Raw genomic sequence first — 24,048 nt, 5'->3', positions numbered from 1 at the left:
TACCTCAGGAGGTAAGGTGGTCCGCGCACTGATTCTGGATGGAGTACATTGCTAAAGCAAAAACCCCCGCGCAGAGCCACAGTGGATACACTGAAAACAGGTGCATCCGTAATGAGTTCGAAGGGCAGGAAGACGAAACGAAGGGCGGCAAGCCGCTACGAGGGCATGTCCGGGAGCGCCAAACGTCAATTATTGCGGCCAGGGCGGCCACGCCATTGACGAAGCTTGCAAAAATGACGGATGTACCCGATGGCACTGCGCAGGCAGTGCTTTCAGGTCTCGGCAAGCGGACCATGTGACCCTCGTATTATTGTGTTCTGGGTTGAGACCGAGCTTAGCCTTGTTCATTTTTTTACACAACACCTCCGTAAAAAATAAAACACGGTTGGTCGAAGATAGCCCTTTGCGCGGGAAATAGCGGATAATGGTTTGCCCCGAGATGCAGCAAATCTGCCGTCGATGTGCCATTTCAGGGCATCATGGGGTTGGCTTGACATCAGTTTGTCTTTTCGATTGACTGGTCTTGCAAGCCCCCCTTGATTGATATTTTTAACAACAAAGGTGTTGCATCATGTCGGTACCCCCGCGTGCCGTTCAGCTTAACGAAGCGAACGCGTTCCTTAAGGAACATCCTGAGGTTCTCTACGTTGACCTTCTGATTGCAGATATGAATGGTGTGGTGCGTGGCAAGCGCATAGAGCGCACCAGCCTCCACAAGGTTTACGAGAAAGGCATCAACCTGCCTGCCTCCCTCTTCGCCCTGGACATCAACGGCTCCACCGTTGAAAGCACCGGGCTGGGCCTGGACATCGGCGATGCTGACCGCATCTGCTACCCGATCCCCGGCACCCTCTCCAACGAACCCTGGCAGAAGCGCCCGACTGCCCAGCTGCTGATGACCATGCACGAGCTCGAAGGTGAGCCGTTTTTTGCCGACCCGCGTGAAGTGCTGCGCCAGGTGGTCGACAAGTTCACCGAGATGGGCCTGACCATCTGTGCCGCGTTCGAGCTGGAGTTCTACCTGATCGACCAGGAGAACGTGAACGGCCGCCCGCAGCCGCCACGCTCGCCAATTTCGGGCAAGCGCCCGCAGTCGACCCAGGTGTACCTGATCGACGACCTCGACGAATATGCCGACTGCCTGCAGGACATCCTGGAAGGCGCGAAGGAGCAAGGCATCCCGGCCGACGCCATCGTCAAGGAAAGCGCCCCGGCGCAGTTCGAAGTCAACCTGCACCACGTGGCCGACCCGCTCAAGGCCTGCGACTACGCGGTACTGCTCAAGCGGTTGATCAAGAACATCGCCTACGACCATGAAATGGACACCACCTTCATGGCCAAGCCCTACCCGGGCCAGGCAGGCAACGGCCTGCATGTACATATTTCCGTGCTGGACAAGGATGGCAACAACATCTTCACCAGCGAGGATCCCGAGCAGAACGCCGCGCTACGTCACGCTGTCGGCGGTGTGCTCGAGACCCTGCCCGCGTCCATGGCGTTCCTTTGCCCGAACGTCAACTCGTACCGCCGCTTCGGCGCGCAGTTCTATGTGCCGAACGCGCCAAGCTGGGGCCTGGACAACCGCACCGTGGCCCTGCGCGTGCCGACCGGTTCGCCGGACGCCGTGCGCATCGAGCACCGCGTGGCCGGTGCCGACGCCAACCCGTACCTGATGATGGCCGCCGTACTGGCCGGCGTGCACCATGGCCTGACCAACAAGGTCGAGCCGGGTGAGCCGATCGAAGGCAACTCGTACGAGCAGCTGGAGCAGAGCCTGCCGAACAACCTGCGCGATGCCCTGCGCGAGCTGGACGACAGCGAGATCCTCAACAAGTACATCGATCCGAAGTACATCGACATCTTCGTCGCGTGCAAGGAGAGCGAGCTGGAGGAGTTCGAGCACTCGATCTCCGACCTCGAGTACAACTGGTACCTGCATACCGTGTAAACAAGAACGCCGCCCACAAGGGCGGCGTTTTTGTTCGAGATCGGTGTCGCCTGCTTCGCGGGCTTGCCCGCTCCCACAGGGTACTCACAAGGTCTGAAGCCTGCGGTGTACCTGTGGGAGCGGGCGAGCCCGCGAAGAGGCCGGTACAGGCTTACAGAGGCTTCTCGAATATTTTCGAATTGCGCTGGTAGTTGTACAGCGAAGCCCGCGCCGCCGGCAGGCGCTCGACCCCGCTCGGCGCAAACCCGCGTTCGCGGAACCAGTGCGCAGTACGCGTCGTCAGCACGAACAGGGTGTTCAGCCCCAACTGCCGCGCCCGGCTTTCGATGCGCTCCAGCAGCTCGTCGCCACGCCCGCCATGGCGGTACTCCGGGTTCACCGCCAGGCACGCCAGTTCGCCGGCATCGGAGTCGGCAATCGGGTACAACGCCGCACAGGCGATGATCATGCCCTCGCGCTCGACCACGCTGAATTGCTCGATCTCCCGCTCCAGCACCTCACGCGAACGGCGCACCAGGATGCCCTGCTCTTCCAGCGGGCTGATCAGTTCCAGCAAACCGCCCACGTCCTCGATGGTCGCCTCGCGCACCACTTCGAACTGCTCCTGCGACACCAGCGTACCGCCACCGCCACGGGTGAACAGCTCGGTCAGCAAGGCGCCGTCCTCGGCATAGCTGACGATATGGCTGCGCGCCACGCCGCCTTTGCAGGCTTCGGCCGCGGCATCCAGCAATTCGCCCTGGTAATCGCTGCCCAGGCGCTGCAGATGCGGGGCAACCTGCTGCGGGCGCAACTCACGCACCAGCTTGCCATCGGCATCCAGCAGGCCCGGCTCGGCACCAAACAGCAGCAGCTTGTCGGCACCCAGTTCGATGGCGGCGCGGGTGGCCACGTCTTCGCAGGCCAGGTTGAAGATTTCACCCGTGGGCGAGTAGCCCAGCGGCGACAACAGCACGATGGAGCGCTCATCGAGCAGGCGGCTGATGCCCTTGCGGTCGACCCGGCGCACTTCGCCGGTGTGGTGGTAGTCCACGCCTTCGAGCACGCCGATCGGCCGCGCCGTGACCAGGTTGCCGGACGCCACGCGCAGGCGCGAGCCCTGCATCGGCGAAGCGGCGATGTCCATCGACAGGCGTGCCTCGATGGCCAGGCGCAAGGCGCCGACGGCATCGATCACGCAATCCAGGGTGGCGGCATCGGTGATGCGCAGGCCACGGTGGTAGTGCGGGGTCAGGCCGCGATCAGCCAGGCGGCTTTCGATCTGCGGGCGCGAGCCATGCACCAGCACCAGGCGCACGCCCAGGCTGTGCAGCAGCACCAGGTCGTGGACGATGTTGCCGAAATTAGGGTGTTCCACCCCATCGCCAGGGAGCATGACCACGAAGGTGCAGTCGCGATGGGCATTGATATACGGGGAGGCATGACGCAGCCAGTTGACGTAGTCGGGCATGACAGGGCCTGTGGATAAGTGGACGGAGAACGGCGATACAGGGGGCGTTCAGGATCATCGTCGGAACAGGCTTGCGGTCACGCGCGGTCTCCTCTAGGCAGGAACGAAACAGTTCGGTTGACGTTTAGTCCAGGCAATAGTGCCGGATCAGGTCACGCAATAGACGCACGGTAGGCTCGATTCGTGACATTTCAAGGTATTCGCCGGGCTGGTGGGCACAGGCGATGTCGCCGGGGCCCAGCACGATGGTCTGGCAACCCAGTTGCTGAAGATAAGGCGCTTCGGTGCCGAACGCCACCGCTTCGGCGCGATGGCCGGTCAGGCGCTCCGCCACTTGCACCAGCTCGGCGTCGGCAGCCTGCTCGAATGGCGGCACCTCCGGGAACAGCGGCGCATAGTCGATGCGCACCTCAAAACGCTCTGCCACCGGCACCAGCTTGGCGCGGATGGCTGCGCGCAGTTGCTCCACGTCCATGCCTGGCAGCGGGCGCAGGTCGAATTCCAGGGCGCACTGGCCGCAGATACGGTTGGGGTTGTCACCGCCGTGGATGCAGCCAAAGTTCATGGTAGGGGTCGGTACGGTGAACTGCGGGTTGCGGTAGGTTTGCTGCCATTGCTGGCGCAGGCCCATCAACTCGCCCATCACCGCGTGCATGGCCTCCATGGCGCTGCGGCCAAGGCTTGGGTCCGACGAATGGCCGCTGCGCCCGAGGATGTCGATGCGGTCCATGAGGATGCCCTTGTGCATGCGGATCGGCCGCAGCCCGGTGGGCTCGCCGATCACGGCCGCACGGCCGAGCGGCTGGCCGGCCTCGGCCAGGGCGCGGGCGCCGGACATGGAGCTTTCTTCGTCACAGGTGGCGAGGATCAGCAGCGGCTGCTTGAAATCGTGCTCCAGCAGCGGGATGACCGCCTCGATGACCAGGGCGAAGAAGCCCTTCATGTCGCAGCTGCCCAGGCCGACCCAGCGGCCATCGGTTTCGGTCAGCCTCAGCGGGTCGCTGGCCCACAGCTGTTCGTCATAGGGTACGGTGTCGCTGTGCCCCGCCAGCACCAGGCCACCCGGGCCGGTGCCACGGCTGGCCAGCAGGTTGAACTTGCCGGGGCTGACCTGCTGGATGTCGCACTTGAAACCCAGGTCACCCAGCCAGCCGGCCAGCAGGTCGATGACCTGGCGGTTGGACTGGTCCAGCGCAGGCTGGGTGCAACTGACCGAGGGCGCGGCGATCAGGGCGGCGAACTGGTCTTTCAGCGTCGGCAACGGCATGCGCGTACTCCTCGGAAGCGTTGCCCATCATAGCAATGCCGTCCAACCGTGTGGGCTTCTTCGCGGGCTTGCCCGCTCCCACAGGGACTGCACCGCCCTTGAAAGCGATGCTGTACCTGTGGGAGCGGGCAAGCCCGCGAAGAAGGCCACCACGATCCAACAGACGAGAGCCGACTCCTGTAGACTGCTGGGTAACCACGCCCCCTCCTTCGAGCCTGTGATGCACAAAGAAACCGAACTCAAGCTCCGCGCCAGCCGCGAGACCCTTGCCGCCCTGCGCGAGCACCCTCTGCTGAAAAAGCGCAACAAGTCCGGCTGGCAGACCCGCGAACTGCTCAACCAGTACTTCGACACCCCCGAGCGCGAGCTCTCCGCCGCCCGTGTCGCCCTGCGCCTGCGCCGCGATGGCGAGGCCATCATCCAGACCCTCAAGTGCCGCGGCACCAGCGTGGCCGGCCTGTCCGAGCGCAACGAGCACGAATGGCAGCTGGACAAGGTCAAGCTCGACCTGAAGAAGCTCGACGACAGCTGCTGGCCCGCGCAACTGGCCAACCTGGACAAAAAGACCATCAAACCGCTGTTCACCACCGACTTCAGCCGTGAATACGCCGAAATCGCCTGGGGCCGTGGCAAGAGCAAGGTGGTGATCGAGGCCGCGCTGGACCAGGGTTTCGTGATCGCCGGCAAGCGCAAGGAAGAAATCTGCGAGCTGGAACTGGAACTGCGTGAAGGCGAGCCGCAGGCACTGCTGGAACTGGCCGCCGAGCTGGCCGCCAGCCTGCCGCTGATGCCATGCGACATCAGCAAGGCCGAGCGTGGCTATCGCCTGCTGGAGCCGGACAGCTACGAGCTGGGCCTGCCGCACACCGAGCTGGAAGCCGAAATGGCCGTGGACGACGCCTACGCCGCACTGGCCTGGCAACTGCTGGGCAGCAGCCAGCGCCTGGCCGAGCAATACCGCCACAACGGCCACTGGCGCCTGCTGCAAGACTGGGTCGAGTGCCTGAGCGAGCTGCGTGCCATTACCGCCAGCCTGGGCCAGGCCGCCCCCCGCGCCACCACCCGAGACCTGCGCAGCAGCCTCGACGCCCTGCTCGAAGACTGGCGCCCGCTGGTGCAGGCCGGCAACGAAGACGAAGATATCCGCCGCGCCGCCCCCGAGCAGTTCGCCGAAGAGCTGGAGGACGTGCGCTGGGGCCAGTTCTCGCTGGAAACCTCGCGCTGGCTGCTGGCCCGTGCCTGGACCGTGGAGCGCAAAGGCCGTGGCGAGCGCCAGGGCAAGGCGCAGCTGGCAAGCTGGCTGGCGCACCTGCTGGGCGAAGAAGGCCGAGCGTTGAAGCTGCCGCTGTACACCCAGCGTCCGGAAGACCTGGCCGAGCAACTGCCGCGTATCGAACAGCTGCTGGCCTGGCTGCACCATGCCCGTCAGGTGCTGGAAGCGCCGCAGATGGACCGCCTGTATGGCGACCTGAAGAAGCTGCATGAGCTGGCTGAACAGCCGATCAGCGATGAAGTGCTGGAAGCGCGTATCGAACAGGCTCGGGCGGTGGATCAGAGCCGCGGCTGGAAGCACCTGCTCAAGGCGTGAGCCCTTCTGAAGGCTGACGCAGCCTTTGTAGGAGCGGCCTTGTGTCGCGAAAGGGCCGCACAGCGGCCCCGGCAATATCTGCTTGGTGCACAAAGCCTGGGGGCGCTTCGCGCCCCTTTCGCGACACAAGGCCGCTCCTACAGGGACCGCGTCAGCGGGTCTGAAACGGTCTTACCGCGACAGTGGCAGGCTGGTGGTGGACTTGATCTCCGACAGCGCCACGATCGAGTTCACTTCCTGTATCCCCGGCACGTTCGACAGCTTTTCGAAGAAGAACCGTTCATAAGCCTCGATATCCGGGGTGACTATGCGCAACAGAAAGTCCACCGACCCCATCAGCACATAACACTCCAGCACCTCCGGAAACCCGCGGATTGCGTCGGTGAATTCGGTGAAGTTGGAGCGCCCGTGGGCGTTCAGTTTCACCTCGGCGAATATCTGCGTGTTCAGGCCGACCTTCTTGCGGTCCAGCAAGGTCACCTGCCCGCGAATCACCCCCTCCTCCTTCAACCGCTGTATACGCCGCCAGCACGGCGATTGCGACAGCCCCACGCGTTCGGCGATCTGCGCACTGGACAGCGAAGCGTCCTCCTGCAGCAGTTCGAGGATACGGCGGTCGTAGGCGTCCAGCTCGCTGTGCATCAATAATTCTCCTGAACAGCACTTCATGAATAGAACAATTCGCCAATACAGCGAAATGATCAAATCATAGCGAAAAAATACCGCCGCCAACGTGCAAGAATTTCTCCCACATTTGCGGAGACCAGCATGAACGCACAGCCCCGTACCGACGCCTGGGCCGCCAGCAGCGCCCACAGCACCGTGCACTATCGCCTGCAGGCCGAGGCCGAGCCTGACAGCCTGTGCCGGGTGCTCAACCTGTTTGCCCTGCAGTTCCTGACCCCGCACAGCGTGCAGGTCAGCCAGCAGGATGACTGGCTGGATATCGAGGTCGGCATCGGCGGCCTGAGCTGGCACCGGGCCGAGGTGATTGCGCAGAAACTGCGTAACCTGGTGTGTGTGGGTGAGGTGAGCCTGAGCAACCTGCAGCGGGTGGAGCTGGCGGTGGTCTGAGCCATCCACTTTGGCCCCTTCGCGGGCTCGCCCGCTCCCACAGGATTACCACCGGCCTCAGCCCTGTGGTGTACCCGTGGGAGCGGGCGAGCCCGCGAAGAGGCCAGTACAGGCACTGCAAGATTCCGCAACCTTTCACCCTCGGTAATTCTCCCTCGCCCGGCTAGCCTTGATCAGCACTCCCCTATCAGGCACGGACGCCAACCATGCACACACCCGACAACCCGGCACTCGACCTCAAGCGCGTACTCCAGGCCCTGCTCGCCGACCAGCACCTGCACGCCAACGACACCCTGCAGGTACTCGAGCACGCCGCCACTCACCCCACCGCCCACCCGCTGGAACAGATCGCCGCCTGCGCCTTGGAAGACCGTCGACACCCTGGCCAGCCCCTGGACCTGGACCGCCTCTGCCAATGGCTGGCCAGCAAGCTCGGCCAGCCCTACCTGCGCATCGACCCGCTGCAACTGGACCTGCCCCAGGTCACCGGCCTGATATCCCCGGCCTTCGCCCAGCGCCACGGCATCCTTATCGTCGCCGCCGACGCCTCCAGCGTCACCGTCGCCAGCGCCCAGCCCTACCAGGACGACTGGCTGGCCGACCTCACCCGCAGCCTGGGCCGGCCGATCCGTCGCGTGCTGGCCAACCCGCAGCAGGTCCGCCAGGCAGGGCAGTCGTTCCACCGCCTGGCCCAATCGGTAAAGGGCGCGCAACACCAGCAGTCAGCCAGCCTGGGCGAACTCGAACAGCTGCTGGAGCTGGGCAAGCGCCAGGCCGAGGCCAGTGCGGACGACGCGCACATCGTGCATATCGTCGACTGGCTGCTGCAGTACGCCATCGAGCAACGCGCCAGCGATATCCACCTGGAACCACGCCGCGAGCAGGGCCAGCTGCGATACCGCATCGACGGCCTGCTGCACAACGTCTATGCCTTCCCCGCCGGGGTGACCCTGGCGCTGGTCAGCCGCCTGAAACACCTGGGGCGCATGGACGTCGCGGAAAAGCGCCGGCCGCAGGATGGCCGGCTGCAAAGCCGCCTGCCTGGCGGCGGCGAGGTGGAACTGCGGCTGTCGACCTTGCCGACCCCGTTCGGCGAAAAACTGGTGCTGCGCCTGTTCGACCCGCAACAGCTGCAAGAAGGCTTCGACCGGCTGGGCCTGGATGGGCCACAGCTGGACCAGTGGCAAGGCCTGCTGCGCCAGCGCCAGGGCATCATCCTGGTCACTGGCCCCACTGGGTCCGGCAAGACCAGCACGCTGTACGCCAGCCTCAAGCTGCTGGCCACGCCGCAGGTCAACCTGTGCACCATCGAGGACCCGATCGAGCGCCTGGATCCCACCTTCAACCAGTTGCAGGTGCAGCCCGCCCTGGACCTGGGTTTCGCCAACGGTGTGCGGGCCATGCTGCGCCAGGACCCGGACATCATCATGATCGGCGAAATCCGTGACCGCGAGACCGCCCTGGTGGCGGTGCAGGCGGCCCTGACCGGGCACCTGGTGCTGTCGACCCTGCATACCAACGACGCCTGTAGCGCGATCACCCGCCTGCAGGAGCTGGGTGTGGCCGACTACCTGATCAAGGCAACGCTGGTGGGGGTAATGGCCCAGCGGTTGGTGCGCACACTGTGCGCGGATTGCCGGGGTGGTGCAGCGCTGGCCGAAGGCCAGCCGTGCCGTACCTGTCGTGGCACGGGGTTCCATGGCCGCACAGGGTTGTTCGAGCTGCTGGTGCCCAGCGACAGCCTGCGCGCCCTGATAGGGCCGGGCAGCGATCTGGCCAGTTTGCGGCGCCAGGCCGTGGCCGATGGCTTGCTCGATCTGCGCCGCTGCGGCGAAGCCAAGGTAGCCTGCGGGCAGACCCGCCAAGAGGAAGTGCTACGGGCCTGTTCCTGAGCAAAAATCCTTTGTATTCAAGGAACTTGCACCCCTGTGGCAGGATCAAATCGCGCATCTTCAACCCTCACCCTTCGAGGTGTTTCAACATGCGTTTCAAAACCGCCATCGCTGCCGCTGCCTTGCTTTCGCTGCCTATCGGCTCGGCCATGGCCGATACCTTCTGGCGTAACGTGATGACTACCGGTGCTACCACGGCATCGAGCTACCTGACCTCCGGGGATCACAAGCTGGTGATGGCGGCGCAGGATGACGCCGGCAGCTTCGTGGCCAGCGAAGGCGCGATCCGCGGGCCGTTCCTTGAAGCGGCGATTCGCCAGGCCCGCGCAGAGAACCCGGGGATGCAGGCTTCCGACATGGAACTGGCCAATGCCATCCTGGCCAAGAATGCGGTAGCTGAGTAACCGCGTCGCCTGCTTCGCGGGTGAACCCGCTCCCACAGGTACTGCACAGTATTCAAAACTTGTACAAGCCCTGTGGGAGCGGGTTTACCCGCGAAGAGGCCGGCACAGGCAAACCACAATTAGCGGTAAGCCTCCACCGGCACACAAGCACAGAACAAATTCCTGTCCCCATACACGTTGTCGACCCGGTTCACCGCTGGCCAGTACTTGTGCTGGCGCACGTGAGCACTGGGCGCCACCGCCTGTTCCAGGCTGTAGGGCCTGTCCCACACCGCCAGCACATCGGCCAGGGTATGCGGCGCATGCTTGAGCGGGTTGTTCTCCGCCGGCCAGTTGCCCTCCTGCACTTCGCCAATTTCCGCCCGAATCGCCAGCATCGCCTCGACGAAGCGGTCCAACTCGGCCTTCGACTCACTCTCGGTCGGCTCGACCATCAGCGTGCCCGGCACCGGGAACGACATGGTCGGCGCGTGGAAGCCATAGTCCATCAGGCGCTTGGCCACGTCCTCTTCGCTGATGCCGGTCAGCGCCTTCAGCGGCCGCAGGTCGAGGATGCACTCATGCGCCACCCGCTGGTTGCGCCCGCGGTAGAGCACCGGGAAGGCGCCACCCAGCTGGCTGGCCAGGTAATTGGCCGAGAGGATCGCCACCTCGCTGGCATCGGCCAGCTGCGGCCCCATCATGGCTATGTACATCCAGCTGATCGGCAGAATGCTCGCACTGCCCCAGGGCGCGGCACTGACCGCGCTGTTGTTCGGGTCCAGGCCGGGTACCGGCACCACCGGGTGGCTGGCGACGAACGGCTTGAGGTGCGCGCGAATGCCGATCGGGCCCATGCCCGGCCCGCCACCACCGTGGGGAATGCAGAAAGTCTTGTGCAGGTTCATGTGTGAAACGTCGGCGCCGATATCCGCCGGCCGCGCCAGGCCCACCTGGGCATTGAGGTTGGCGCCATCCATGTACACCTGGCCACCGTGCTGGTGGACCACTTCGCAGATTTCGCGAATCCCCTCTTCATACACGCCGTGGGTCGACGGGTAAGTGATCATCAGGCACGACAACCGATCCCCGGCCGAGTGGGCCTTGGCCTTGAGGTCGACCAGGTCGACGTTGCCATCGTCGTCGCAATCGACGATCACCACCTCCATGCCGGCCATTTGCGCCGACGCCGGGTTGGTGCCGTGGGCCGACGACGGAATCAGGCACAGCGTGCGTTGCGGCTGGTGGCGGCTGCGGTGGTAGCGGGTAATGGCCATCAGGCCGGCGTACTCGCCCTGGGCACCGGAGTTGGGCTGCATGCAGATGGCATCGAAGCCGGTAATGGCGCACAGCCAGCTTTCCAGTTCGTCGATCATCGCCTTGTAGCCGATGGCCTGGGACGCCGGGGCAAACGGATGCAGCTGGGCAAAGCCAGGCCAGGTGATGGGGATCATCTCGCTGGTGGCGTTGAGCTTCATGGTGCACGAACCCAGCGGGATCATCGACTGGTTCAGCGCCAGGTCCTTGTTCTCGAGCTGCTTGAGGTAGCGCAGCATCTCGGTTTCGCTGTGGTGCAGGTTGAACACCGGGTGGGCGAGGAACGGCGTGCGCCGCACCAGGCTGGCGGGGATGCCTTCGGGCAGGGCCAGCTGGTCGAGTGCGGCTATATCCAGGCCGTGGTCCACCCCCAGGAAGATGTCGAACAGGCGCAGCACCGTCTGCTCCGAGCAGGTCTCGTCCAGGCTCACGCCCAGGTGCCCGCGGCCAAGGATGCGCAAGTTGATCTGCGCGGCCTCGGCGCTTTCGATGATGGCCACCTGGGCACCGCCGACGTCCAGGGTAAGGGTGTCGAAGAAGTGCTGATTGAGGCGTTTGATGCCCTTGGCCTCGAGGCCGGCGGCCAGGATGAAGGTCAGCCGGTGCACGCGCTGGGCAATGCGTTGCAGGCCTTCCGGGCCGTGGTACACCGCGTAGAAGCCGGCAATGTTGGCCAGCAGCACCTGGGCCGTGCAGATGTTGGAGTTGGCCTTCTCGCGGCGGATATGCTGCTCGCGGGTCTGCAGGGCCATGCGCAACGCGGTGTTGCCACGGGCATCGCGCGACACGCCGATGATGCGCCCCGGCATGGCTCGCTTGTAGTCATCGCGACAGGCGAAATAGGCCGCGTGGGGGCCGCCATAGCCCATCGGTACGCCAAAGCGCTGGGTCGAGCCCAGCACCACATCGGCTCCCAGCTCCCCGGGCGGTGCCAGCACCACCAGGCTGAGCAGGTCGGCGGCTACGCAGGCCAGGGCATGCTGGCTGTGCAAATGGTCGATTTGCGGGCGTAGGTCGCGCACCTCGCCGTGGGTATCCGGGTACTGCAGCAAGGCCCCGAAAACCGCGTGTTTGCCAAGGTTATCCACAGAGTCGACGATCAGCTCGAAGCCGAAGCCCTCGGCACGGGTCTTGAGTACCGACAGGGTCTGCGGGTGACAGTGCTCGTCGGCGAAGAAGGCATTGCTCTTGTTGCGCGCCACCCGCTTGGCCAGGGCCATGGCCTCGGCGGCGGCGGTGGCTTCGTCGAGCAGCGAGGCATTGGCCAGGGCCAGCCCGGTGAGGTCGATGACCATCTGCTGGAAGTTCAGCAGCGCCTCCAGCCGGCCTTGGGCAATCTCGGGCTGATAAGGCGTGTAGGCGGTGTACCAGCCCGGGTTTTCCAGCACGTTGCGCAGGATGACCGTGGGGGTGATGGTGCCGTGGTAGCCCATGCCGATCAGGCTGGTCCAGACCTGGTTCTGCCCGGCGTAACCGGCGAGCTTGGCCAGGGCGGCCTGTTCGTCCAGTGCCGGCGGCAGGTCGAGGGGGCGATTGAGGCGGATGTCTGGCGGTACGGTCTGCTCGATCAGCTCACTGCGGCTGGCGACACCCAGCGCATTGAGCATGGCCTGCTGCTCCGTGGCATCCGGGCCCAGGTGGCGACGCAGGAATGGGTTGAGCTCTTGCAGTTGATGCAGGGATGGCGACTGGGACATGACGACGCTCTCTTCCTGGAACAGCTCTCATGGAGACTTACAAGTCTAGGAAGGGATTGCCGATTCTGCGGGGAAAGTTGCTTGCAGGCCCGGCCTCTTCGCGGCTAAAGCCGCTCCCACAGGGACCGCACAGGTATCAGACGCTATGCAGTACCTGTGGGAGCGGCTTTAGCCGCGAAGAAGGCAACGCGGTCTTACTCGCCGATAGCGGCTGCGTAACCAGCAGCATCCAGCAGCTTGTCCAGCTCGGCCGGGTTGCTTGGCTTCAGCTTGAAGATCCACGACTCGTAAGGTTCTTCGTTGAGCAGCTCAGGGCTGTCAGCCAGTTCTTCGTTGACCGCGATCACTTCGCCACCGACCGGGGCATAGATGTCCGAAGCGGCCTTGACCGACTCGACCACACCGGCAGCGTCGCCAGCGCCAAACACCTTGCCGACTTCAGCCAGCTCGACGAACACCACGTCACCCAGGGCTTGCTGGGCGTGGTCGCTGATACCCACGGTCACGGTGCCGTCGGCTTCCAGGCGAGCCCACTCGTGGCTTTCGGCAAAACGCAGGTCGGCGGGGATATTGCTCATGTCTTGAATTCCTCGATTGGCTCAGCGGTACGCCCGCCGGTTAAAAATTGTTCAGATCAGGATCTTGCCGTGGCGCACGAAGGTCGGTTTGACCACCCGCACCGGGTACCACTTGCCGCGGATTTCCACCTCGGCCCGGTCGCCGGTGGCCATGGGCACGCGTGCAAGGGCAATGGACTTGCTCAGCGTAGGCGAGAAACTACCACTGGTGATCTCCCCTTCGCCAATACCGGCTACACGCACCACCTGGTGGGCACGCAGCACGCCGCGCTCTTCCAGCACCAGGCCGACCAGTTTTTCCTGCACGCCGTGCTCGATTTCCGCCAGCAGCCCGGCGCGGCCGATGAAGTCGCGCTCGGCCGGCTCCCAGGCGATGCTCCAGCCCAGGTTGGAGGTAAGCGGGGTGTGGGTTTCGTCGATGTCCTGGCCGTACAGGTTCATGCCGGCTTCCAGGCGCAGGGTATCGCGGGCACCAAGGCCGCTGGGGGCAATACCGGCACCGACCAGGTCGTTGAAGAAAGCCACGGCCTGCTCGCCGGGGAGGATGATCTCCAGGCCGTCTTCACCGGTATAACCGGTGCGGGCAATGAACCAATCGCCTTCGGCAACGCCTTCGAACGGGCGCAACTCGCGGATCAGCGCGGCACGCGCGGGGCTGAGCAGCGCTGCAACCTTATCTCGGGCGTGCGGGCCCTGGATGGCAAGGATGGCAAGGTCGGGGCGGACCTTGAAGTCCACGGCAAAACCGTCACGCTGCAGCTGCAGCCAGTCGAGCACCTTGGCGCGGGTGGCGGCGTTGGTTACCAGACGATAGCCATCTTCCGTGCGGTAGACGATCAGGTCATCGATCACCCCGCCCTGCGCCTGCAGCAGCGGGCTGTAAAGCGCCTTGCCGGTGTCGTCGAGGCGGGCCACGTCGTTGGCCAGCAGACGCTGCAACCAGGCAGTGGCGTCGCTACCATCGACATCGATCACGGTCATGTGGGAAACATCGAACACCCCGCAATCGCTGCGCACCTGATGGTGCTCCTCGACCTGCGAGCCATAGTGCAGGGGCATGTCCCAGCCACCGAAATCGACCGTCTTGGCGCCAAGCGCCAGGTGCAGGTCATACAAAAGCGTGCGCTGTCCCATGGGTTTCTCCTTCCGGGCGTGGCGAAGCGGCGGCGGTCGATGACGTCGGGTCGTCAGCTCTTCTTGTGTAGGACCCGCCGCGCGAATGCCGCGCATTGTAGCCGCAAGGGCGCGGGCTGGCACCCTCAGTGACTGTGACCGGGTCGACGTGCCGAACGGCGGATCAGGCCGATGACCGGCAGCAGGCCCACCAGCACCAGGGTCAGTGCCGGCAACGATGCACGCGCCCACTCGCCCTCGCTGGTCATCTCGAACACCCTTACCGCCAAGGTGTCCCAGCCGAACGGGCGCATCAGCAAGGTGGCCGGCATTTCCTTGAGCACGTCGACGAACACCAGCAGAGCGGCGCTGAGCGCGCCAGGCACCAGCAGCGGCAGATACACCTTGAAAAACAAACCCGCGCCACCGACGCCCAGGCTGCGGGATGCCTCGGGCAGTGACGGGCGGATACGCTCCAGGCTGCTCTCCAGCGGCCCGTAGGCCACCGCGATGAAGCGCACCAGGTAGGCCAGCAGCAACGCCGCCAGGCTACCCAGCAGCAGCGGCTTGCCGGCACCGCCCAGCCAGCTGGACAGCGGGATGACCAGGTGGTTGTCGAGGTAACTGAAGGCCAGCATGATCGACACCGCCAGCACCGAGCCGGGCAAGGCATAGCCCAGGTTGGCCAGGCCTACCCCGGCGCGGATACCGCCCGTCGGCGCCTGGCGCCGGGCAAAGGCCAGCAGCAACGCCACACACACCGTGACCAGCGCCGCCATGCCGCCCAGGTACAGGGTGTGCAGCACCAGGCCGACATAGCGCTCGTCCAGGTCATGCCGGCCGCGCTGCCAGAACCACGCCAGCAGTTGCAGCAGCGGGATGACGAAGGCGCAGGCGAACACCAGCAGGCACCAGCCACTGGCCAGCAACGCCTTGAACCCGCGCAGGTGATACAGCGCCTGCCCGCGCGGCCGCTCGTTGCCGCTGCGGCTGGCCCCCCTGGCACGGCGCTCGCCATACAGCACCAGCATCACCGCCAGCAGCAACAGGCTGGCCAGCTGGGCCGCGCTGGACAGGCTGAAGAAGCCGTACCAGGTCTTGTAGATGGCCGTGGTGAAGGTGTCGAAGTTGAACACCGCCACCGCGCCGAAGTCGGCCAGGGTTTCCATCAGGGCCAGGGCAATACCGGCGCCGATCGCGGGCCGTGCCATGGGCAGGGCCACACGCCAGAACGCTTGCAGCGGGGACAACCCCAGCACCCGCGCCGCTTCCATCAGGCCCTTGCCCTGGGCCAGGAATGCGCTGCGCGCCAGCAGGTAGACATAGGGGTAGAACACCAGCACCAGGACGACGATCACCCCGCCGGTGGAGCGCACCCGCGGCAGGCGCATCGGCCCGAATACCTCGCGCAGGGCGCTCTGCACCGGGCCGGCGAAGTCCAGCAGGCCGACGAAGACGAACGCCAGCACATAGGCCGGGATGGCGAACGGTAGCATCAGCGCCCAGTCCAGCCAGCGCCGGCCAGGGAACTCGCAGAGGCTGGTCAGCCAGGCCAGGCTGACGCCCAGCACGGTGACGCCGATGCCCACACCCACCACCAGCGTCAGGGTATTGCCCAGCAGGCGAGTCATCTGGGTGTCGAGCAGGTGCGACCAGATCTGCAGGTCGATCGACTGCCAGGACAACAGCAGGACGCTCAGGGGCAGGAGCACCAGGGCGGCGACCAGGGTGACCGGGAGGTACCAGCGGCGTTGGGGGGTGTGGGGCAAGGCTTGATTCTCGATTGCGATGGCGACCGCTGCGCGGTCGTTCGCGGGTGAACCCGCTCCCACAGGATCTGCACTGCCTTTGAGGGTTGTGCGGTCCCTGTGGGAGCGGGCATGCCCGCGAAGAGGCCCTGAAAGGCCCCGGAAGGATAAAGCCTGGCGCTTAGTTCCAGCCAGCCCGATCCATCAAGCGAATCGCTTCAGCCTGGCGCTTGCCGGCGATTTCCACCGGAATGCTGTCAGCCTTGAAGCTGCCCCACGCTGCCACTTCTTCCGATGGCTTGACCTTCGGGTTGGCCGGGAACTCCTGGTTGATGTCGGCGAACAGCTTCTGCGCCTCTTCACCTGTCATCCATTCCACCAGCTTCTTCGCCGCCTCCGGGTGTGGCGCATGCTTGGTCAGGCCGATGCCCGACAGGTTCACGTGCACGCCACGGTCACCCTGGTTGGGCCAGAAGATCTTCACCGGCAGTTTCGGGTTCTGGTTGTGCAGGCGGCCGTAGTAATAGGTGTTGACCACGCCCACGTCGCACTGGCCGGCCTCGATGGCCTGGATCACTGCGTTGTCGTCGGAGAACACGTCGGTGGACAGGTTGTTGACCCAGCCTTTGACGATCTGCTCGGTCTTCGCCTCGCCGTGGGTCTCGATCAGGGTGGCGGTCAGCGACTGGTTGTACACCTTCTTCGCCGTGCGCAGGCACAGGCGGCCTTCCCACTGCTTGTCGGCCAGGGCTTCGTAGGTGCTCAGCTCCTGTGGCTTGACCCGCTCGGTGGAGTAGATGATGGTGCGGGCGCGCAGGCTCAGGCCGGTCCAGTCGTGAGACGAGGCGCGGTACTGCGGCGGGATGTTCTGGTCGATGATGTCGGACTTGATCGGCTGCAGGATGCCCATCTGCTCGGCCTGCCACAGGTTGCCGGCATCGACGGTCAGCAGCAGGTCGGCCACGCCGTTTTCGCCCTCGGCCTTGATGCGCTGCATCAGCGGGGCTTCCTTGTCGGTGATGAACTTGATCTTGACCCCGGTCTTGGCGGTATAGGCATCGAACACCGGCTTGATCAGCTCGTCGATGCGCGAGGAGTACACCACCACTTCGTCCGCTGCGTGGGCGGTGCCGCCGAACAGGGTCAGGGCCAGGGCGGCCAGTAGGGGCTTGCGTGGCAACATGGAAAGCACTCCTCGGATCGTATGAGAGGCGCAAATGGTAGTGAATCCCATTTTCCGACTCATCTACATAGGCGTTACCGGATGTTGCAGAACTTGCGCCGCCTTTGTAGGAGCAGCCTTGTGCTGCGAAAGGGCCGGCAGCCCAATCTAAATGATTGGCTGGCTTCACGGGCCTCTTCGCAGCACAAGGCTGCTCCTACAACTGATCGTGCAAGATCTTCAGGCTTTGGCGAGATCGGGCAGGTCACCGCTCAAACCCAGCGCCTGCCGCACGAACAGCGCCTTGGCCTCCGGCATCTGTTCCACCAGCTTCAACCCGCTGTTACGCAACCAGCGCAACGGCAACGGGTTGGCCTGGAACAACCGCTCGAACCCTTCCATCGCCGCCATCAGCGCCAGGTTGTGCGGCATTCGCCGCCGCTCGTAACGGCTCAGCACCTTCACATCCGCCAGTCGCTCGCCACGCTCGCAGGCGTTGACCAGCACCTCGGCCAGCACCGCAGCATCGAGGAAGCCTAGGTTCACGCCCTGCCCGGCCAGCGGGTGAATGGTGTGCGCGGCATCGCCGATCAATGCCAGGCCTTCATCCACATAGCGCTTGGCGTGGCGCTGGCGCAGCGGCACGCACACCCGCGGGTCGGCCTGCAGCACATCACCCAGGCGCCCCTCGAAAGCCCGCTCCAGGGCCTTCAGGAAGGCCGCTTCATCCAGCGCCATCAATTGCTCGGCATGCTCCGGGGTGGTCGACCACACGATCGAGCACCAGTCCTGCTGGCCATCGCGGGTCAACGGCAGGAACGCCAATGGCCCTTCATCGGTGAAGCGCTGCCAGGCCGTGGCTTGGTGCCCGGCGCTGCAACGCACGCTGGTGACGATGGCATGGTGCAGGTAATCCCACTCGCGGGTTTCGCAGCCGGCCAGGCGCCGCACTGCCGAGTTGGCACCGTCGGCCGCGATCACCAGCGGCGCACGCAGCTGGCGGCCATCGGCGAGGGTCAGCAGCCACTCGTCGCCGGAGCGGCGCAGCTGTTCGAGCCGCGCGTTGGGCAGCAGGCCGATGTCGCTGTCATGCAGGCGCTCCAGCAGGCCATCCTGCACCACCCGGTTCTCGACGATGTGGCCGAGCACCTGGGCATGCACGCTGGCCGCCGAGAAGTGAATCTGCCCGGTGCCGCTGCCATCCCACACATGCATGTCCGAGTATGGCGTGGCACGCCGCCGGGCAATGCCATCCCAGGCGCCAAGGCGCTCTAGGATGCGCTGGCTGGCTGCCGACAGCGCGCTGACACGCGGCGCGAACGGGGCCTGGGCATCGAACGGCTTGACCGTCAGCGGGCCGCCGTCGAGCAAGAGGATTTGCAAGCCACTGTGGCGCAACGCCAGGGCCAGGGCGCTGCCGACCATACCGGCACCGACAATCAACAGATCTGCGCGCATTTCCATGCCTTACGCCAGCCTCGCTTGCGGCTTGAGCCGCACATATAGGGTTTTATCGACCCGCGCCACCAGCTCGCCGGCGCCGTCGCGGATATCGACCTGCAAACGCGGCAGGCATTTCTTGCCGGTGGCGGTCTGCTGGCGGATTTCGTCCAGCAATGCGTCATCGACGTGGAGTTCGGCATACACCGGGCCTTTGCCCGGCGAAATGAAATCGATGCTGGCGGCCTTGTCCCAGACGATGTAGTCACGCCCCAGCTGCTCGATCAACAGCAGCATGTAGAACGGGTCGACCATGCCGTACAGGCTGCCGCCGCATTGGGTGCCGACGTAGTTGCGGTTCCAGCGGGTCAGTTTCATCGCCACCTTGACGCTGCGCAGGTCCGGGCTGATGTGCTGCACGCGGATACCAGCCCCGAGGTGCGGCGGGAACAGGTTAAGCCGCCAGCGCAACAGGCACGCCCGGCGCGCCAGCCTGCGCGCGGCGTCACTCATGCCTGACCTCGCGGATCGGGGCGGGTGCCCAGGCCCATGGCCTGGCGGGCGAACCAGCTTTTGGCCGGTGGCAGCAGGTCGAGCCCGAGCAGGCCAAGGTTGCGGCCTGCGGCCAGCAATGGCTGGCTGCTGCCGAACAGACGGGTGACCTGGTCGGAAAAACCGATGGTCATGGCCTGGTCCAGGCGCTGGCGCTGGTGGTAGGCCTGCAACGTGGTCAGGTCACCAGGCTGCTGCGGCCCGGCCAGCAGCGCCTCGGCCAGCGCCTGCACGTCACGCAGCGACAGGTTGAAGCCCTGGCCGGCAATGGGGTGCAGGCTGTGCGCGGCGTTGCCCAGCACCACCAGATGCGGCCGCACCTGTTCCTGGGCCTCGATCAGCGACAGTGGGTAGAGGTGCCGCGCGCCGACCTGGCGCAAGGCGCCCAGGCGATAGCCGAACACGCCCTGCAGCTCGCGCAGGAAACTGCGCTCGTCGATGTCGGCCAGGCGTCGCGCGTCCATGCCCTGGCGGGTCCAGACCAGCGCGCAGCGGTTATCCGGCAGCGGCAGCAGGGCCATGGGGCCTTCTTCGGTGAAACGCTCGAAGGCCTGGCCACCGTGGGCCTCGCCCGGGGTGATATTGGCGATCAACGCGCTCTGTTGGTAGGGCGTGTGGCGCACATGGATGCCCAGCTGTTCGCGCAGGCCGGAGCGGCCACCGTCGGCCAGTACCGCCAGGTCGCACTCCAGCTGGGTGTCGTCGTTCAGCAGCAGGCGGTAGCCACCTTCGATGGCCTGCATCGCGGTCACCTCCGCCGGGCAGCGCCAGCTCACCACCTCGCTGTCCAGCCCTTGCCACAGGCACTGGCCCAGCCAGGCGTTTTCCACCACGTAGCCAAGCGCCGGCACGCCCTCTTCCAGGGCATCCAGGCGGGTGGCGCCGAAGCGGCCGCGGTCGGATACGTGAATTTGCCGGATCGGCTCGGCGCGATGGCCGATGGCCTGCCACAGGCCCAGCTGCTGGTAGATCTGCTGGGTACCGAACGACAGTGCCGACGAACGCGCGTCGTAGCTGGGCTGGAAGCTGTCACCGGGGGCGAACGGCTCGATCAGCAGGATCTTCCAGCCTCGCGCCTTGGCCCCCGCCTGCAGGGCCAGGGCCAGGCTCGCGCCCACCAGGCCGCCACCGATGATCGCCAGGTTTACCCGATTCATGCCGCGTCCTTGCGGGCGGCCTGCATCAGCGCCTCGATCTCGGCGACCGTGCGCGGCACGCCCGAAGTCAGGATTTCACAGCCTTGCCTGGTCACTACCACGTCGTCCTCGATCCTTACACCAATGCCGCGCCATTTCTTGGCCACGGCCTGATTGTCGGCGCCTATGTAGATGCCCGGTTCGACGGTCAGCGCCATGCCGGGTTCAAGCACCCGCCACTCGCCGCCCACCTTGTACTCGCCCACATCGTGCACATCCATGCCCAGCCAGTGCCCGGCACGGTGCATGTAGAAGGCACGATAGGCCTCGCTGTCGATCAGCGCCTGCACCTCGCCCGTCAGCAGGCCCAGCTCCACCAGGCCCTCGGTGATGACCCGCACGGTCGCCTCATGGGCGTGGTTCCAGTGCTTGCCGGGGGCGATTTCGGCAAACGCCGCGGCCTGCGCCTTGAGCACCAGCTCGTAGATGGCCTTCTGCTCGGGCGAAAAGCGCCCGCTGACCGGGAAGGTACGGGTGATGTCGCTGGCGTAGCAGTCGATCTCGCAGCCGGCGTCGATCAGCACCAGGTCGCCATCCTTGAGCGGGGCGTCGTTCTGCTGATAGTGCAGGATGCAGCCATTGCGCCCGGCCGCGACGATAGAGCCGTAGGCCGGCATCTTCGCCCCGCCCTTGCGGAACTCGTAGTCCAGCTCGGCTTCCAGGCTGTATTCGTGCAACCCGGCCCGGCAGGCCTGCATGGCCCGCACGTGGGCCCGCGCCGAGATGTCTGCGGCAGCGCGCATCACCTTCACTTCCGCTGCCGATTTATACAGGCGCATGTCATGCAGCAGATGATCCAGCGCAACGAACTCGTTCGGCGGCTGGGCGCCCAGGCGGGCCTTGGAGCGGATCACGTTGATCCAGTCCATCAGCCGGCGGTCGAACTCGGGGTTGCTGCCCATGGCGCTGTACACCCGCTCACGGCCTTCGATCAGGCCCGGCAGGATCTCGTCGATGTCGGTGATGGGGAAGGCATCGTCTGCGCCAAAATCGCGCACCGCACCTTCCTGGCCGGCCCGCAGACCATCCCACAGCTCGCGCTCGGGGTTGCGTTCACGGCAGAACAGCACGTATTCGCCATGCTCGCGCCCCGGGATCAGCGCAATCACCGCTTCCGGCTCGGGGAAACCGCTGAGGTACTGGAAGTCGCTGTCCTGGCGGTAAACGTGCTCGACGTCGCGGTTGCGGATGGCAACCGCGGCGGCGGGCAGGATGGCGATGCTGTTGGGGACCATCTGCGCCATCAGCGCCTTGCGCCGACGGGCATACTCGGCCTTGGGAATGTGGCTCATGGGCAGACTACCCCCGGTTGATCAGTGCAGCGATGGCTTGGGTGCGGGGGCGGCCGGCTTGGCCAGCTCGGAGAACAGCAGCAACGGCGCCACGCGCAGGTATTCCATGACTTCCATGTAGTCGCTCTCGCCGTCCTCGGATTCCTCGAGGGCTTCCTGGACCTGGGAAATGGCCACCAGGTCCTGCAGCACTTCCTTGGCCTCGTCGGACAGGTCCTTGCCACCGGCATTCAGGCCGAAACCGGTGATGAAGCCTTGGCACCACTGGCCCAGCGCGGTGGCGCGGTCGCTCAGGGCGGCGTCGTCGGAAGGCAGCAGCAGGACGATGGCCATGTCGTCGCTGGTCAGCTCGCCCTTGACCATTTCCTGCAGGCCGACCAGGGCGTTGCGCACGGTGTCACCGGGCTCGGTTTCCAGCAGCTGGGCGGCATCGGCCAGCCAGCCGTCGGCGTCGAAGCCGGCACCGGCGCAGCTGCGGCCGATCAGCAGGCCGTGCAGTTCGGCCGGGGTGACAGGATGACCATTGCTGGACAGCAGCATGGCGAAGGCGATGTAGGGCGATTGGGTATTGGGCATGGGCAGCTAGGCGCCAGACGGCGCAATGACTAGAATGGAGACCTTGTATCCTAGCACCGGCAGGCGCGCCAAGACCATCGGCACTGGCCGTCGCCGCCCAGGGAGAGGCATCATCGCCAGGTGACTCAACGACGGAGCGAATCGAGTGCAACCCACGCAAGAGAACGACCTGCAGGCACTGATGAGCCGATTCGAGTTGCTGATCGAACGTGTCGAGCAACTAAAACGGCAAAATGCACTCCTAGTAGCTCAGGAAAAATCCTGGCGCGAAGAGCGCGCCCACCTCATCGAAAAGAACGAGATCGCCAAGCGCAAGGTCGAGTCGATGATTTTACGCCTCAAGGCTCTGGAGCAAGACTCATGAGTTCAAGCAATAGCGTCACCGTGCAGATCCTCGACAAGGAATATTCGATCATCTGCCCGCCGGAAGAGCGCAACAACCTGGTCAGCGCCGCGCGCTACCTGGACGGCAAGATGCGCGAGATCCGCAGCAGCGGCAAGGTGATCGGCGCCGACCGCATCGCGGTCATGGCAGCGTTGAACATCACCCACGAAATGCTGCACCGCCAGGAAGACCGCAACGATGCCCCGGCAGGCGGCACCACCCGCGAACAGGTGCGCGACCTGCTGGAACGGGTCGACCAGGCACTGTCCGACGACGCGGATACCAAAATCGGCTGAGATTGGTATACTGGCGCCACTCCCTGGGGGATGCGCCAGTCGGTTATGTCCCTGAGCCGATACGCACAACCACGGGGGTTGCACGCTGGGGCCGGTGTGCATGTCCGCCCGACGGAAAGCCTTAACGCCCCCTGCAATCTCCACCTTGAACTTTCGGGTTCAAGGGCTACACCGATAGCGGTCTTATCGGGGAGCCTGAATTCTCTTGCCCGCCCCTTCCGGCGGGCAATTCGTTTTGGCCGACCACGTCGGCCAGCACCTGGGATCGCCCGTGCCATGACCGACACCGCGCAGCTCACCCGCCCCCAGCTCCGTCGCCTGCTCCGCAATGCCCGCCGCGCTCTTACCCCTGCCCAGCAACGCCAGGCCGCCCTTGGCCTGTACCGCCAGCTGGCGCAGCACCCGCTGTTCCGACGCGCCCGGCATATTGCCCTGTACCTGCCCAACGACGGCGAGATCGACCCTTACCTGCTGCTGCGCGAAGCCCAGCGCCGCGGCAAGCGCACCTACCTGCCGGTGCTGCACGCCTGGCCGCGCACGCGCATGGTGTTCCAGCGCTTCGAGCAGGGCGAGAAGCTCAAGCCCAACCGCTTTCGCATTCCCGAGCCGGTCACCGAGCGCAAGCGCCAGCGCCCGATCTGGTCGCTGGACCTGATCCTGCTACCGTTGGTCGGTTTCGACGAAGTGGGCGGTCGCCTGGGAATGGGCGGTGGCTTCTATGATCGCAGCCTGGCCTACCAGGCACGTCGCCAGACCTGGAAAAAGCCTTTGCTGTTGGGGCTGGCACATGAATGCCAGAAGGTCGAGCGGCTGGCTCAGGCCAGTTGGGATGTACCGCTGCAGGGGACGGTCTCGGACCGTGGCTGGTACCTGGCGCCGCGTTGAGCGGCGCCGGCGGGGGCATCAACGTTGCGGCTGGCTGGCGTCGACCGGCATCTGATAGGCGTTGTCCAGCTTGCGCTCCCAGATCCCTTGCGCATAACCGGTCGTGACCACACCCAGGCCGAAAATGAACACCAGAATCCACAGCAGATCCGGCTTGTTACGTTGATTCATCGAAGATTGCCCCCCAGGCAAACTGTTCAGGCTCGGCA

Annotated in this window: 23 protein-coding genes and 1 other RNA gene; 10 read left to right on the top strand and 14 right to left on the bottom strand. The window is 65.1% G+C overall.

Going from position 1 to position 24,048, the window contains the following annotated elements:
- The first annotated feature begins 38 nt into the window (after window positions 1-38).
- The gene (locus ABIB24_RS10705) at window positions 39-299 is read left to right on the top strand and encodes a hypothetical protein (RefSeq protein WP_354316422.1); all 261 of its coding nucleotides are present in this window, start codon (window positions 39-41) and stop codon (window positions 297-299) included.
- Between the two features lie 272 nt (window positions 300-571).
- Window positions 572-1,948: a glutamine synthetase family protein gene (locus tag ABIB24_RS10700; RefSeq protein WP_015272222.1), complete on the top strand. Its 1,377-nt coding sequence runs from the start codon at window positions 572-574 to the stop codon at window positions 1,946-1,948.
- Window positions 1,949-2,099: 151 nt separating this feature from the next.
- Here ABIB24_RS10700 and argA read toward each other — a convergent pair whose 3' ends face one another.
- Complete coding sequence (gene argA, locus ABIB24_RS10695) at window positions 2,100-3,398, bottom strand: amino-acid N-acetyltransferase (RefSeq protein WP_013974710.1); 1,299 nt, start codon at window positions 3,396-3,398, stop codon at window positions 2,100-2,102.
- Window positions 3,399-3,522: 124 nt separating this feature from the next.
- Entirely contained in the window at window positions 3,523-4,665 is a 1,143-nt protein-coding gene (argE, locus tag ABIB24_RS10690; RefSeq protein WP_354316421.1) for an acetylornithine deacetylase, read from the bottom strand.
- A gap of 220 nt (window positions 4,666-4,885) precedes the next feature.
- Here argE and ABIB24_RS10685 point away from each other — a divergent pair, with 220 nt between their 5' ends.
- Window positions 4,886-6,253 carry a CYTH domain-containing protein gene (locus ABIB24_RS10685; RefSeq protein WP_003259352.1) on the top strand — a complete coding sequence of 456 codons (1,368 nt, stop codon included), beginning with the start codon at window positions 4,886-4,888 and terminating at the stop codon, window positions 6,251-6,253.
- 171 nt (window positions 6,254-6,424) lie between these two features.
- On the opposite strand, the gene ABIB24_RS10680 is transcribed toward ABIB24_RS10685, so the two are convergent.
- On the bottom strand, window positions 6,425-6,895 hold the full coding sequence (locus ABIB24_RS10680) for an Lrp/AsnC family transcriptional regulator (RefSeq protein ID WP_015272225.1): 471 nt from the start codon (window positions 6,893-6,895) through the stop codon (window positions 6,425-6,427).
- A 126-nt stretch (window positions 6,896-7,021) separates the two neighbouring features.
- On the opposite strand from ABIB24_RS10680, the gene ABIB24_RS10675 reads away from it, so the two are divergent.
- From ABIB24_RS10675 to ABIB24_RS10665, 3 genes are all read left to right on the top strand, one after another.
- Entirely contained in the window at window positions 7,022-7,327 is a 306-nt protein-coding gene (locus tag ABIB24_RS10675; protein ID WP_003259353.1) for an ACT-like domain-containing protein, read from the top strand.
- A gap of 206 nt (window positions 7,328-7,533) precedes the next feature.
- The gene (locus tag ABIB24_RS10670) at window positions 7,534-9,219 is read left to right on the top strand and encodes a GspE/PulE family protein (RefSeq protein WP_274078261.1); all 1,686 of its coding nucleotides are present in this window, start codon (window positions 7,534-7,536) and stop codon (window positions 9,217-9,219) included.
- A gap of 89 nt (window positions 9,220-9,308) precedes the next feature.
- Complete coding sequence (locus tag ABIB24_RS10665) at window positions 9,309-9,623, top strand: DUF2388 domain-containing protein (RefSeq protein WP_003259356.1); 315 nt, start codon at window positions 9,309-9,311, stop codon at window positions 9,621-9,623.
- Window positions 9,624-9,742: 119 nt separating this feature from the next.
- Here the strand turns inward: ABIB24_RS10665 and gcvP are convergent, their stop codons facing one another.
- The 10 genes from gcvP to ABIB24_RS10615 all read right to left on the bottom strand — a co-directional run bounded on the left by gcvP (window position 9,743) and on the right by ABIB24_RS10615 (window position 22,273).
- Entirely contained in the window at window positions 9,743-12,616 is a 2,874-nt protein-coding gene (gene gcvP, locus ABIB24_RS10660) for an aminomethyl-transferring glycine dehydrogenase (protein WP_354316420.1), read from the bottom strand.
- A gap of 194 nt (window positions 12,617-12,810) precedes the next feature.
- Window positions 12,811-13,194, bottom strand: a complete 384-nt coding sequence (gene gcvH, locus ABIB24_RS10655; RefSeq protein ID WP_354316419.1) for a glycine cleavage system protein GcvH — start codon at window positions 13,192-13,194, stop codon at window positions 12,811-12,813.
- Window positions 13,195-13,245: 51 nt separating this feature from the next.
- On the bottom strand, window positions 13,246-14,328 hold the full coding sequence (gene gcvT, locus ABIB24_RS10650; protein ID WP_025341046.1) for a glycine cleavage system aminomethyltransferase GcvT: 1,083 nt from the start codon (window positions 14,326-14,328) through the stop codon (window positions 13,246-13,248).
- Window positions 14,329-14,453: 125 nt separating this feature from the next.
- Window positions 14,454-16,076 (bottom strand): ABC transporter permease, encoded by a 1,623-nt coding sequence (locus ABIB24_RS10645; RefSeq protein WP_075046708.1) that lies wholly within the window; start codon window positions 16,074-16,076, stop codon window positions 14,454-14,456.
- Window positions 16,077-16,236: 160 nt separating this feature from the next.
- Window positions 16,237-17,238 (bottom strand): extracellular solute-binding protein, encoded by a 1,002-nt coding sequence (locus ABIB24_RS10640; RefSeq protein ID WP_274078265.1) that lies wholly within the window; start codon window positions 17,236-17,238, stop codon window positions 16,237-16,239.
- A 219-nt stretch (window positions 17,239-17,457) separates the two neighbouring features.
- Complete coding sequence (locus ABIB24_RS10635) at window positions 17,458-18,675, bottom strand: 2-octaprenyl-3-methyl-6-methoxy-1,4-benzoquinol hydroxylase (protein ID WP_354316418.1); 1,218 nt, start codon at window positions 18,673-18,675, stop codon at window positions 17,458-17,460.
- Window positions 18,676-18,684: 9 nt separating this feature from the next.
- Complete coding sequence (locus ABIB24_RS10630) at window positions 18,685-19,170, bottom strand: DUF4442 domain-containing protein (RefSeq protein ID WP_274119815.1); 486 nt, start codon at window positions 19,168-19,170, stop codon at window positions 18,685-18,687.
- Window positions 19,167-20,366 carry a 2-octaprenyl-6-methoxyphenyl hydroxylase gene (gene ubiH, locus ABIB24_RS10625; RefSeq protein WP_046613628.1) on the bottom strand — a complete coding sequence of 400 codons (1,200 nt, stop codon included), beginning with the start codon at window positions 20,364-20,366 and terminating at the stop codon, window positions 19,167-19,169. Before ubiH ends, ABIB24_RS10630 begins: the two co-directional genes overlap by 4 nt.
- Window positions 20,363-21,697, bottom strand: coding sequence for a Xaa-Pro aminopeptidase (gene pepP / locus ABIB24_RS10620; RefSeq protein ID WP_025341052.1), 1,335 nt, complete (start codon window positions 21,695-21,697; stop codon window positions 20,363-20,365). Before pepP ends, ubiH begins: the two co-directional genes overlap by 4 nt.
- 21 nt (window positions 21,698-21,718) lie before the next feature.
- On the bottom strand, window positions 21,719-22,273 hold the full coding sequence (locus ABIB24_RS10615; protein ID WP_003259367.1) for a YecA/YgfB family protein: 555 nt from the start codon (window positions 22,271-22,273) through the stop codon (window positions 21,719-21,721).
- Window positions 22,274-22,454: 181 nt separating this feature from the next.
- Here ABIB24_RS10615 and ABIB24_RS10610 point away from each other — a divergent pair, with 181 nt between their 5' ends.
- From ABIB24_RS10610 to ABIB24_RS10595, 4 genes are all read left to right on the top strand, one after another.
- Window positions 22,455-22,637: a TIGR02449 family protein gene (locus ABIB24_RS10610; RefSeq protein WP_029886233.1), complete on the top strand. Its 183-nt coding sequence runs from the start codon at window positions 22,455-22,457 to the stop codon at window positions 22,635-22,637.
- On the top strand, window positions 22,634-22,954 hold the full coding sequence (locus ABIB24_RS10605; protein WP_003259368.1) for a cell division protein ZapA: 321 nt from the start codon (window positions 22,634-22,636) through the stop codon (window positions 22,952-22,954). The genes ABIB24_RS10610 and ABIB24_RS10605 overlap by 4 nt, the downstream gene beginning before the upstream one ends.
- A 17-nt stretch (window positions 22,955-22,971) precedes the next feature.
- A non-coding RNA gene (ssrS, locus tag ABIB24_RS10600) (6S RNA) lies at window positions 22,972-23,151 on the top strand.
- A gap of 79 nt (window positions 23,152-23,230) precedes the next feature.
- Window positions 23,231-23,839 carry a 5-formyltetrahydrofolate cyclo-ligase gene (locus ABIB24_RS10595; protein ID WP_003259369.1) on the top strand — a complete coding sequence of 203 codons (609 nt, stop codon included), beginning with the start codon at window positions 23,231-23,233 and terminating at the stop codon, window positions 23,837-23,839.
- Between the two features lie 18 nt (window positions 23,840-23,857).
- Here the strand turns inward: ABIB24_RS10595 and ABIB24_RS10590 are convergent, their stop codons facing one another.
- Window positions 23,858-24,010 carry a hypothetical protein gene (locus ABIB24_RS10590; RefSeq protein ID WP_013974724.1) on the bottom strand — a complete coding sequence of 51 codons (153 nt, stop codon included), beginning with the start codon at window positions 24,008-24,010 and terminating at the stop codon, window positions 23,858-23,860.
- Window positions 24,011-24,048 lie beyond the last annotated feature (38 nt).

The sequence above is a fragment of the Pseudomonas sp. UYEF17 genome (genome assembly GCF_040546125.1).
Lineage (GTDB): Bacteria > Pseudomonadota > Gammaproteobacteria > Pseudomonadales > Pseudomonadaceae > Aquipseudomonas > Aquipseudomonas putida_Z.
The sequence above is the reverse complement of the archived record's forward strand: the minus strand, read 5'-3'. Positions and strand labels throughout refer to the sequence as shown.

Coding starts and splice junctions, on each gene's coding strand:
- gcvH (WP_354316419.1), bottom strand. CDS start 13,194: ATGAGCAATATCCCCGCCGACCTGCGTTTTGCCGAAAGCCACGAGTGG.
- ABIB24_RS10705 (WP_354316422.1), top strand. CDS start 39: ATGGAGTACATTGCTAAAGCAAAAACCCCCGCGCAGAGCCACAGTGGA.
- ABIB24_RS10685 (WP_003259352.1), top strand. CDS start 4,886: ATGCACAAAGAAACCGAACTCAAGCTCCGCGCCAGCCGCGAGACCCTT.
- argA (WP_013974710.1), bottom strand. CDS start 3,398: ATGCCCGACTACGTCAACTGGCTGCGTCATGCCTCCCCGTATATCAAT.
- ABIB24_RS10675 (WP_003259353.1), top strand. CDS start 7,022: ATGAACGCACAGCCCCGTACCGACGCCTGGGCCGCCAGCAGCGCCCAC.
- argE (WP_354316421.1), bottom strand. CDS start 4,665: ATGCCGTTGCCGACGCTGAAAGACCAGTTCGCCGCCCTGATCGCCGCG.
- ABIB24_RS10665 (WP_003259356.1), top strand. CDS start 9,309: ATGCGTTTCAAAACCGCCATCGCTGCCGCTGCCTTGCTTTCGCTGCCT.
- ABIB24_RS10700 (WP_015272222.1), top strand. CDS start 572: ATGTCGGTACCCCCGCGTGCCGTTCAGCTTAACGAAGCGAACGCGTTC.
- ubiH (WP_046613628.1), bottom strand. CDS start 20,366: ATGAATCGGGTAAACCTGGCGATCATCGGTGGCGGCCTGGTGGGCGCG.
- ABIB24_RS10605 (WP_003259368.1), top strand. CDS start 22,634: ATGAGTTCAAGCAATAGCGTCACCGTGCAGATCCTCGACAAGGAATAT.
- ABIB24_RS10615 (WP_003259367.1), bottom strand. CDS start 22,273: ATGCCCAATACCCAATCGCCCTACATCGCCTTCGCCATGCTGCTGTCC.
- ABIB24_RS10610 (WP_029886233.1), top strand. CDS start 22,455: ATGAGCCGATTCGAGTTGCTGATCGAACGTGTCGAGCAACTAAAACGG.
- pepP (WP_025341052.1), bottom strand. CDS start 21,697: ATGAGCCACATTCCCAAGGCCGAGTATGCCCGTCGGCGCAAGGCGCTG.
- ABIB24_RS10630 (WP_274119815.1), bottom strand. CDS start 19,170: ATGAGTGACGCCGCGCGCAGGCTGGCGCGCCGGGCGTGCCTGTTGCGC.
- ABIB24_RS10680 (WP_015272225.1), bottom strand. CDS start 6,895: ATGCACAGCGAGCTGGACGCCTACGACCGCCGTATCCTCGAACTGCTG.
- ABIB24_RS10640 (WP_274078265.1), bottom strand. CDS start 17,238: ATGTTGCCACGCAAGCCCCTACTGGCCGCCCTGGCCCTGACCCTGTTC.
- ABIB24_RS10590 (WP_013974724.1), bottom strand. CDS start 24,010: ATGAATCAACGTAACAAGCCGGATCTGCTGTGGATTCTGGTGTTCATT.
- ABIB24_RS10635 (WP_354316418.1), bottom strand. CDS start 18,675: ATGCGCGCAGATCTGTTGATTGTCGGTGCCGGTATGGTCGGCAGCGCC.
- gcvP (WP_354316420.1), bottom strand. CDS start 12,616: ATGTCCCAGTCGCCATCCCTGCATCAACTGCAAGAGCTCAACCCATTC.
- ABIB24_RS10670 (WP_274078261.1), top strand. CDS start 7,534: ATGCACACACCCGACAACCCGGCACTCGACCTCAAGCGCGTACTCCAG.
- gcvT (WP_025341046.1), bottom strand. CDS start 14,328: ATGGGACAGCGCACGCTTTTGTATGACCTGCACCTGGCGCTTGGCGCC.
- ABIB24_RS10595 (WP_003259369.1), top strand. CDS start 23,231: ATGACCGACACCGCGCAGCTCACCCGCCCCCAGCTCCGTCGCCTGCTC.